Source organism: Gemmatimonas sp. (genome assembly GCF_044345575.1).
Classification (GTDB): Bacteria; Gemmatimonadota; Gemmatimonadetes; order Gemmatimonadales; family Gemmatimonadaceae; genus Gemmatimonas.
The window spans coordinates 1-7,720 of the sequence record NZ_JBIJAW010000159.1; the positions used below are offsets into that span (position 1 = coordinate 1).

The following is a 7,720-nucleotide window of genomic DNA, read 5'->3' on the forward strand; positions in this document are numbered from 1 at the left end:
CCCGCCAGCGCCACATGTCCGATGGACTTGCTCTGGCGTCCGTTGATGAGGGCGTCCCAGATGCCACCATTGGCGTAGATCCCGGCGAAGCTGCCGACGCTCGCCCCGAGCGCGGAGACACCGGCAACGAGGGCCACGGCACTCCCCACCACCGTCCCGGTCACCAAGAGCTGCCGCTTCCGCCGCTGGCCGAACTGATCGCCATAGCGCCACGCCGCCATCTCGGGGCGCTGCGGTTCCCCGATACGAATGAGGTCCACGCCTTCGCGGAGTCGGGCGAGCCCCACCTGGTCGGTGCTCACACGCAGCTTGGTGCCGCGGAAGCGCTCCTCCATGGCCTCGATGGCTTCCCAGCGTTCCTCGAGCGGGGAGAGGTTCCAGCGCCCGCAGCCACGGCACACCACCCACAGGCGTCCCTGCCGGCCGTCGAAGGCCAGCCGGGAGCCCACGGGAAACCGCTCAAAGGCCTCGTTCCGGCCGAGGTCGGTGGTGCAGTGGAAGCAGGTGGAGAACACGAGGAAGGGTTCGGGTAGGGGGTTGTACGGACACGGGCGATCCGTGGTTCCACCGTGATTTCTCGCTTAGTTTGGTGGAATGGCCTCCTCCCCCGTCTACCTCGACCACGCCGCGACCACGCCGGTGCGCGACGAGGTCATGGCCGCGATGGCCCCCTTCTTCGGCCCGCGCTTCGGTAACCCCAGCAGTGTGCACCGCTGGGGGCGTGAAGCGCGGGTGGCGCTCGACGAAGCCCGTGAACGGCTGGCCGCCTGCCTTGGCGCCAACGCCGACGAGGTGTGCTTCACCTCGGGTGGAACAGAAGGCGACAACTTCGCCGTGCTGGGCGTGTACCGCACGCTCAAGGCGCAGGGGCGCACCGCGGCCATCACCACGCCCATCGAGCACAAGGCCGTGCTCGCTGCCGTCCATCAGGTGGCACACGAGGGCGGCGAAGAGCGTCTGGTGCGCGTTACCGGCGACGGACTGGTGGACATGGGCCACTTCGCGTCGCTACTCGACGGGCGCGCGGCGATCGCAAGTGTGATGTGGGTGAACAACGAAGTGGGCGTGATTCAGGATGTCCCTGCCCTCGCGGCGCAGACCAAGGCCGCCGGCGCCGTGTTCCACACCGACGGGGTGCAGGCGTTCGGCAAGGTCCACATTGACGCCCGCACGCAGCCGTTCGACCTGCTCACCATCTCGGGACACAAGATCGGCGCCCCCAAGGGCATCGGGGCGCTGTACATCCGTCGCGACACGCCACTCGAACCGCTGGCCCACGGCGGCTCGCAGGAGCGCGGTCGCCGCCCCGGCACCGAGAACGTGGCCTTCGCCATCGGGCTCGCCACGGCGGCCGAACTGGCGGTCGCCGAGCACAACGCCGAGCAGACCCGGTTGCTGGCGCTGCGTAGCTTCCTCGAGAACGGCCTGCGCGAGCGCATTCCGGGCGCGGTGATTCACGGCGCCGGCGCCCCGCGCGCGGCGCATGTAGTGAACGTCTCCATTCCGGGCACCAACAGCGAGTCGCTGCTCATGGCGCTCGATCTGCGCGGCATCGCCTGCAGCGCCGGCAGTGCCTGCCAGAGCGGAAGCGTGTCGGCGAGTCACGTACTCACGGCCATGGGCGTCGCTCCCGAACTCGCCAATGCCGCGCTGCGTTTGTCGCTCGGCTGTCTTAGCACGACCGAATGCGTCACGCGTACGGTGGAGGTGCTGGCCACGCTGGCCGAGAAGGCGCGCGACGTGAAGAACGCGGCGGTGTTCGAGACGGTCGAGTTCTGAACAACGCGTATACACGGAGAGCACGGAGCATTGTGAGGGCACAGAGAACGACCTTGCACAGACCGGTTCTCCGTGGCCTCACCGCACTCGGTGAACTCCGTGATCACGCGTCCCACCACCGCCAATGCATACTCAGCTGAACCCGCCACTCGTTCCCAGTAAGGGCGATCGCGTCCTCGTCGCCATGAGCGGTGGCGTGGACTCGAGCGTGGCCGCGGCGTTGCTCGTGGAAGCCGGCTGCGATGTGGTGGGCGTGACGATGAAACTGCACGGCGACGGCGCCGATGTGCCCGACCGTCCCTGCTGCTCACTCGACGCCACCAGTGATGCGCGCCGCGTGTGCGAAAAGCTCGGCATCCCGCACTACGTCACCAACCTCGTGGATCACTTCGGGCACGACGTGCTCGATGATTTTGTCCAGGAGTACGCACGCGGCCGAACGCCTATTCCCTGCGTGCGCTGCAACACCTTCACGAAGTTCCGCGATCTGCTCGACAAGGCCGATGCCATCGACGCGCGCTGGCTTGCGACCGGGCACTACGCGCGCATGGGGCGGGTGGGCAATGACGCGGTGATGCTGCGCGGCCTCGATGCCGGCAAGGACCAGAGCTATTTCCTCTGGGGCATCGATCGCGGCGTGCTCGATCGTCTCGTACTGCCCATTGGCACGCAGACCAAAGCGGAGACGCGCGACATCGCGCGCCGCTTCGGCCTGCGTACCGCCGAGAAGATTGAGAGCCAGGACATCTGCTTCGTGCCCGATGGCGATCACGTGCGCGTGATTCGCGAGCATCTTGGCAGTGATGCGCCCGCGTTGCAGCGTGGCCCCATTCGGCTCGCCAGCGGCGATGTGGTAGGCGAACACGAGGGCTTTGCGCAGTTCACCATCGGCCAGCGCAAAGGCCTGCCCGGCGGCTTCGGCGCGCCCATGTTCGTGGTGGAGATCGTCCCGTCGGAACGCGCGGTGGTGATCGGCCCGCGCGAAGCGTTGCTGGGCCGAGGCCTCGAAGCGCGTGAGCTCAATTGGCTCTACGATGTACCGGCGGAAGGGAGCACCGTGCAGGTACAGGTGCGCAATCGCGCCAAGCCGTCGCCGGCTACCATCGTGCGGCTCGACGGCGACGCGATCGAACTCGCGCTCGACGAACCCGTGCAGGCCATCTCACCCGGCCAGTCGCTCGTGATCTATGACGGCGACCTCGTACTCGGCGGCGGCGTGATCGAGCGCGGCATGCGCGCGGCGCCGAGTCGGCGGTTACCGCTGCTGGCTGGCTGAGCTGATCAACGCGTAAGCTGTTCCTTCGGCGTGGTCATCACGGCCACCATCATGTCGCTCGTGACGTTGAGCAGCGTCTTGAACATGTCCGGCAGCGTATCGAGCGCGATGAGAATACCGATGCCTTCCACCGGCAGGCCAATACTCGTGTAGAGCGGCACCTGCAACAGCATGCCGCCGCTCGGGATGCCGGGGGTGCTGAAGTTGAGCACCACGCTCGACGCGGCGACCAGCGCCAGATTCGCCGTGCTGAGATCAATGCCGTACAGCTTCGCGACGAACAGCGCGCCCACGACCCAGTAGATCGCACTCGTGAGCTTGAAGACGCTCGCGCACAGTGGCAGCACGAAGCCGGTCGCCGTGGGCGGCAGCTTCAGCATGTCCGTGGCGCTCTTCACCATGGCGGGCAGGCTCGCGAGTGAACTGCGGGAGCCCATGCCCACCACACTGGCGGGCACCATGGCGCGCGCGAACGTGAGCACAGACACGCGCCCAGAGAGCGCAATCACCACATAGATGCCGGCCGTGGCGATGAGGTGGAGCACGATGTTCACGATGAAGTAGAAGCCGATGGCCCCGAGCACGTTGGCACCGAGCTTCTGTCCCAGCACGGTGGCCAGCGCGAAGATGCCGATGCCACCGAGGGCGAGCATCCACCGCACCACCACGAGCATGGTGTCGGCCATGCCGCGGAAGAACCCGAGCTGCGCCATGCGTGGCCCCTCGGCCACACGCCCGAGCGCAAACGCGTAGAGCAGCGTGAACAGCACCACCGGTAGCAGCGTACCGTCGGCGGCGGCCTTGATGGGATTGAGCGGAATGAGCGACAGGATGAACGTGCGCACCGACAACGCATCGGCCGGCGGCACATCGATCTTGGCAGTGGCGCGCAGTCGCGCCGTGGCGGCCGGGTCGAGCACCAGCGACTCGAACCACACGCTCGACACGACGCTCGAGAACACGGCGCACGCGACGAGCAAAAGCAGCATCCACCCGAACGCTTTGGCGCCTACACTCCCGGTTTGCCGCAAATCGTCACCGCCGGCCACCCCCACGATCAGCAACGGCACGACCAGCGGGATGACCGTCATGCGCACCGCGTTGATCCACGCCGTGCCGATGATGTCGAGGGTGGCGAGCAGCCCGCGGGTGAACGCGGCAGGCTCCGTCTCGTGGGACAGCAGCATGCCCAGGGCGAGCCCGAGCACGAGTCCGAGCGTGACCTGCACGCCCGTAGACTTGAGAGGAGAACGGCGGGATTCCGACATGGCCGCCAACCTACGGCAGTACCCGCACTCCCGCTACAGCGTCAGGCGATACGGCGGGCGTTCAGAACCCGAACCCCGTGGACCAGGCGAGGAGGGTACGGCTGCGGGTGGTCCCCGGCCCGTCGCTGCCCATACGGCGATAGACACCGATCTCGCCGCCGAGGGCGAGAATGGGCCACAGGTGCACACTCCCCCCGACGTAGGTGCGCTTGGCCAACGCTCCCATGGGGTCGTTGAACGTGCGCAGCACGCCCCCCGTGACGGCAACGCCGCTCCCCCAGTGCCCCATGGAATTGGCGAACCCCACGTTCACACTGGCGCCACCGAAGCCGATCTTCGCCGCCCCGAGCACGCACCAGTCGCGCGTCTCGCTTTCGCGCACCAGCCCCATCCCGTAGCTGAGCGCCCACTTGAGCGGCGCCCCGTAGGTGAGCCCGCCCATGCACTGCTCGAACTGCCAGCGAGGGCTGGCGTTCGCCGTGGGGCGATCGGCCGCGTCGGAGATGGCGACCGGAGCCGGTGACGTCTGCGCCGACAGCGGGGTCATGACCATCGGACCAACGGCCAGCGCCGAAGCTCCCAGGCCCCCAGCGAGACAGGCCAGTCGCACCATCGCCGCGGCGCGCATCAGTACTTCATCCCCGTCGCGTCGGCGAAGTCGCGCATGGCCTTCTCCTGGGCTTCGGTGAGGGTCTCCGGCACCGCGATGGTGATCTCGACGATCAGGTCGCCCTTTCGACCATCCTTCTCGATGCCCTGCCCCGTCACCTTGAACCGTCGGCCAGCCGAGGTGCCTGCCGGGATGCGAATGGCCACCTTCTTTCCGTCGAGCGTCTTCACACTCACCTTCGACCCGAGCGTGGCCTGCGCAATGTTGATGGGCACGGCGGCGATAAGGTCGAGCCCATCGCGCTTGTAGAAGCGGTCGGGGAGCACGGTGAAAGTGATCACGAGATCGCCCGCCTGCCCGCCCGACGTACCCTTTCCGCCCTGTCCGCGCAGGCGCACCTTGGTGCCCGTTTCGGCGCCCGCCGGCACAGTGATGTTCACGGTGCGACGCACGCGCGCTTCACCGCTGCCGCGGCAGCTCCCGCACCGTTCGGTGGGTACACTGCCCCGCCCCATGCACACCGGGCACGGGCGGTTCACCGCGAAGCTCCCTTGCCCGAACGAGATCACCCCGCGCCCGCTGCACTCGCCACACGGTTTGACCTGCGCACCCGGAGCGGCGCCGCTGCCACGGCAGAGGGCGCATTCCTCGTTCACTTCGAGCTCCACCGGCACCTTGCCACCGGTCGCCGCCGTGCGGAACGGAACGTCGATCGTCTGCTCGACGGTCTGTCCCTTCTCTGTCGACTTGGCCCGCGCCCCTCGCGCGCCCGCTGCACCGCCGAACATGGAGGAGAACAGATCGCCGAGTCCGCCGATCCCGCCCACGTCGAAGTCGGTGAACGTCCCGGCACCGGGCTGCCCCGCGCCGGGACGTGCCCCAGCGCCCGGACGCGCCGAGGCGCGACCGCCGCCGAATCCGACACCACCGAAGGCACCCAGACGACGCATGTCGTCGTATTGCTTCCGCTTCTCGGCATCGCCGAGGACGTTGTGCGCCTCGGAGATCTCCTTGAAGCGCTCGGCCGCCTTGGGGTCGTTCTGATTCGCGTCGGGGTGATACTGCTTCGCGAGTCGCCGGTACTGCTTCTTGATCTCGTCGGCCGTGGCGGACGACGAGACCCCGAGGACTGCGTAGTAATCGGTGCCGTTGGCCATGAGGGGCTGCTTGAGACTGGCTTATGCGGTCAGTTACCCGACCACTGCTTCACGATCACGCGCGCCGGACGGAGCACGTGCCCGTTGATCACGTAGCCGGCCTGGAAGCAGATCGCCACCTGCCCGTCTTCCTCGGCACAGCCAGCCGGCGCGGTGCTCACCGCTTCGTGCAGGTTCGGATCGAAGGCGTGCCCGGTGGGGTTCACGACCTCGAATCCGTGGCCGGCGAGCGACTTGAACAGTTTCTTCTCGACGAGCGCGATGCCGTCGATCACCGTCTTCGAGTCCACCGTGGACGGATCGACGTTGGCGAAGCGCGTAAGGTCGTCGAGGGCATCGATGAGGCCGCGCACGAGTTCGCCCTGCGCACGCCAGCCGGCTTCCTGCCGCTCCTTGACGGCGCGGCGGCGGAAGTTGTCGTACTCGGCGGCTAGGCGGAGGTGCTTGTCCTTGAGGTCATCGATTTCGCGCTGGCGGTCGTCACCGCTCGCGGCATCGGTCGCCGTCTCGGGCGCGAGGTCGTCGGAAGCGGGGGCGAGTTCGTCAGCGTTCGACATGGAATCGGTCATGGTCGTCTTGAATGCAGCGTGCTGCAGCGCAGCGTGATGACGCGTGTGATCGTCGCACCGGATGGCGCGACCCGTAGGCCCCTACGAACGGGGCGGCCCGAAGTTCCGGGCCCCTCTCACCCGAATGGGCAGAGGTGTGCGTTGATTCTGCTGTAATGTGGAAGATTCACCCGCGGGCGGTCCACCCTTCGGCGTGCTTCTCACTGCGGAATGCCAGACGGAGACGGTCGAGTGCCAGTTGCGCGCCCCGCCAGCGGATCTCGTGGCGATCACCGGGCAGCATGGCCCGTACCGCATGCACGTCACCGCCGATGTCCACGCCCACCCATACGGTACCCACCGGCTTCTCCGGAGTGCCACCGTCAGGCCCCGCGATGCCGGTGATGCCGAGCCCGATGGTGCTGCCGAAGCGCAGTCGCACCCCGGTGGCCATGGCCCGCGCCACCGCTTCGCTCACCGCCCCATGTTCGGCGATGACCTCAGCCGGCACGCCCAGTTCGCGGGTTTTCACTTCATTGGCGTACGCGATGATCCCGCCCAGGAATGTCCGGCTGGAGCCGGGAATCGCGGTCAGGCGCATCCCCAGCATGCCGCCGGTGCAACTCTCCGCCACCGCCACCGTGGCATCGCGGGCGGCGCATTCGGCGAGCATGATGGCGGCCAGATCGTCGTCGCCTTCGCCGTAGATGAATCGCTCCACCTTGGCGCGTACGAGGTTGGCCGCTTCGCCGAGCGCCAAGGTGGTGGCGCGCGCGTCCTTATCCCAGCTGGTGAGGCGCAGATCGACGCCGTCGCTGCCGGGGAGGTAGGCGAGGGAGAGGCCGTTCACGCCGCGGGCGAGCTCCCCGAGGCGGTCGGCCAGCGCCGATTCGGCGATGTTGGCGGTGCGCAGCGTGGTACTGCGAATGACGGGACCGTCTTTCGGCAGGCGATCGCGCAGCGCGGGGATGACCGTATCGGCCAGCATGCCGCGCATTTCACGTGGAACGCCAGGGAGCATGATCACCCAGCGGCCGCGCGCGTCTTCGAGCCAGATGCCCGGGGCGCTGCCGTGGCGATTG

At 67.7% G+C, this 7,720-nt stretch carries 8 protein-coding genes; 2 read left to right on the forward strand and 6 right to left on the reverse strand.

Annotated features, from left to right (window positions below):
* Positions 1-515 (reverse strand): hypothetical protein (locus ACIQ6O_RS10305; protein WP_396207701.1); only part of this gene is annotated, 515 nt, incomplete at its 3' end.
* A 79-nt stretch (positions 516-594) separates the two neighbouring features.
* Here ACIQ6O_RS10305 and ACIQ6O_RS10310 point away from each other — a divergent pair.
* Both ACIQ6O_RS10310 and mnmA read left to right on the forward strand, forming a co-directional pair.
* The gene (locus ACIQ6O_RS10310) at positions 595-1,779 is read left to right on the forward strand and encodes a cysteine desulfurase family protein (RefSeq protein WP_396207702.1); all 1,185 of its coding nucleotides are present in this window, start codon (positions 595-597) and stop codon (positions 1,777-1,779) included.
* A gap of 124 nt (positions 1,780-1,903) precedes the next feature.
* The gene (gene mnmA / locus ACIQ6O_RS10315; RefSeq protein WP_396207703.1) at positions 1,904-3,055 is read left to right on the forward strand and encodes a tRNA 2-thiouridine(34) synthase MnmA; all 1,152 of its coding nucleotides are present in this window, start codon (positions 1,904-1,906) and stop codon (positions 3,053-3,055) included.
* A 5-nt stretch (positions 3,056-3,060) separates the two neighbouring features.
* Here mnmA and ACIQ6O_RS10320 read toward each other — a convergent pair whose 3' ends face one another.
* The 5 genes from ACIQ6O_RS10320 to ACIQ6O_RS10340 all read right to left on the reverse strand — a co-directional run.
* On the reverse strand, positions 3,061-4,284 hold the full coding sequence (locus ACIQ6O_RS10320; RefSeq protein ID WP_396207704.1) for a dicarboxylate/amino acid:cation symporter: 1,224 nt from the start codon (positions 4,282-4,284) through the stop codon (positions 3,061-3,063).
* Between the two features lie 100 nt (positions 4,285-4,384).
* Complete coding sequence (locus tag ACIQ6O_RS10325) at positions 4,385-4,951, reverse strand: hypothetical protein (RefSeq protein WP_396207705.1); 567 nt, start codon at positions 4,949-4,951, stop codon at positions 4,385-4,387.
* Positions 4,951-6,090: a DnaJ C-terminal domain-containing protein gene (locus ACIQ6O_RS10330; RefSeq protein ID WP_396207706.1), complete on the reverse strand. Its 1,140-nt coding sequence runs from the start codon at positions 6,088-6,090 to the stop codon at positions 4,951-4,953. Before ACIQ6O_RS10330 ends, ACIQ6O_RS10325 begins: the two co-directional genes overlap by 1 nt.
* Before the next feature lie 29 nt (positions 6,091-6,119).
* On the reverse strand, positions 6,120-6,659 hold the full coding sequence (locus ACIQ6O_RS10335) for a nucleotide exchange factor GrpE (RefSeq protein ID WP_396207707.1): 540 nt from the start codon (positions 6,657-6,659) through the stop codon (positions 6,120-6,122).
* A gap of 166 nt (positions 6,660-6,825) precedes the next feature.
* Positions 6,826-7,720: nicotinamide-nucleotide amidohydrolase family protein (locus tag ACIQ6O_RS10340; RefSeq protein ID WP_396207708.1), on the reverse strand; the 895-nt coding region annotated here is incomplete at its 5' end.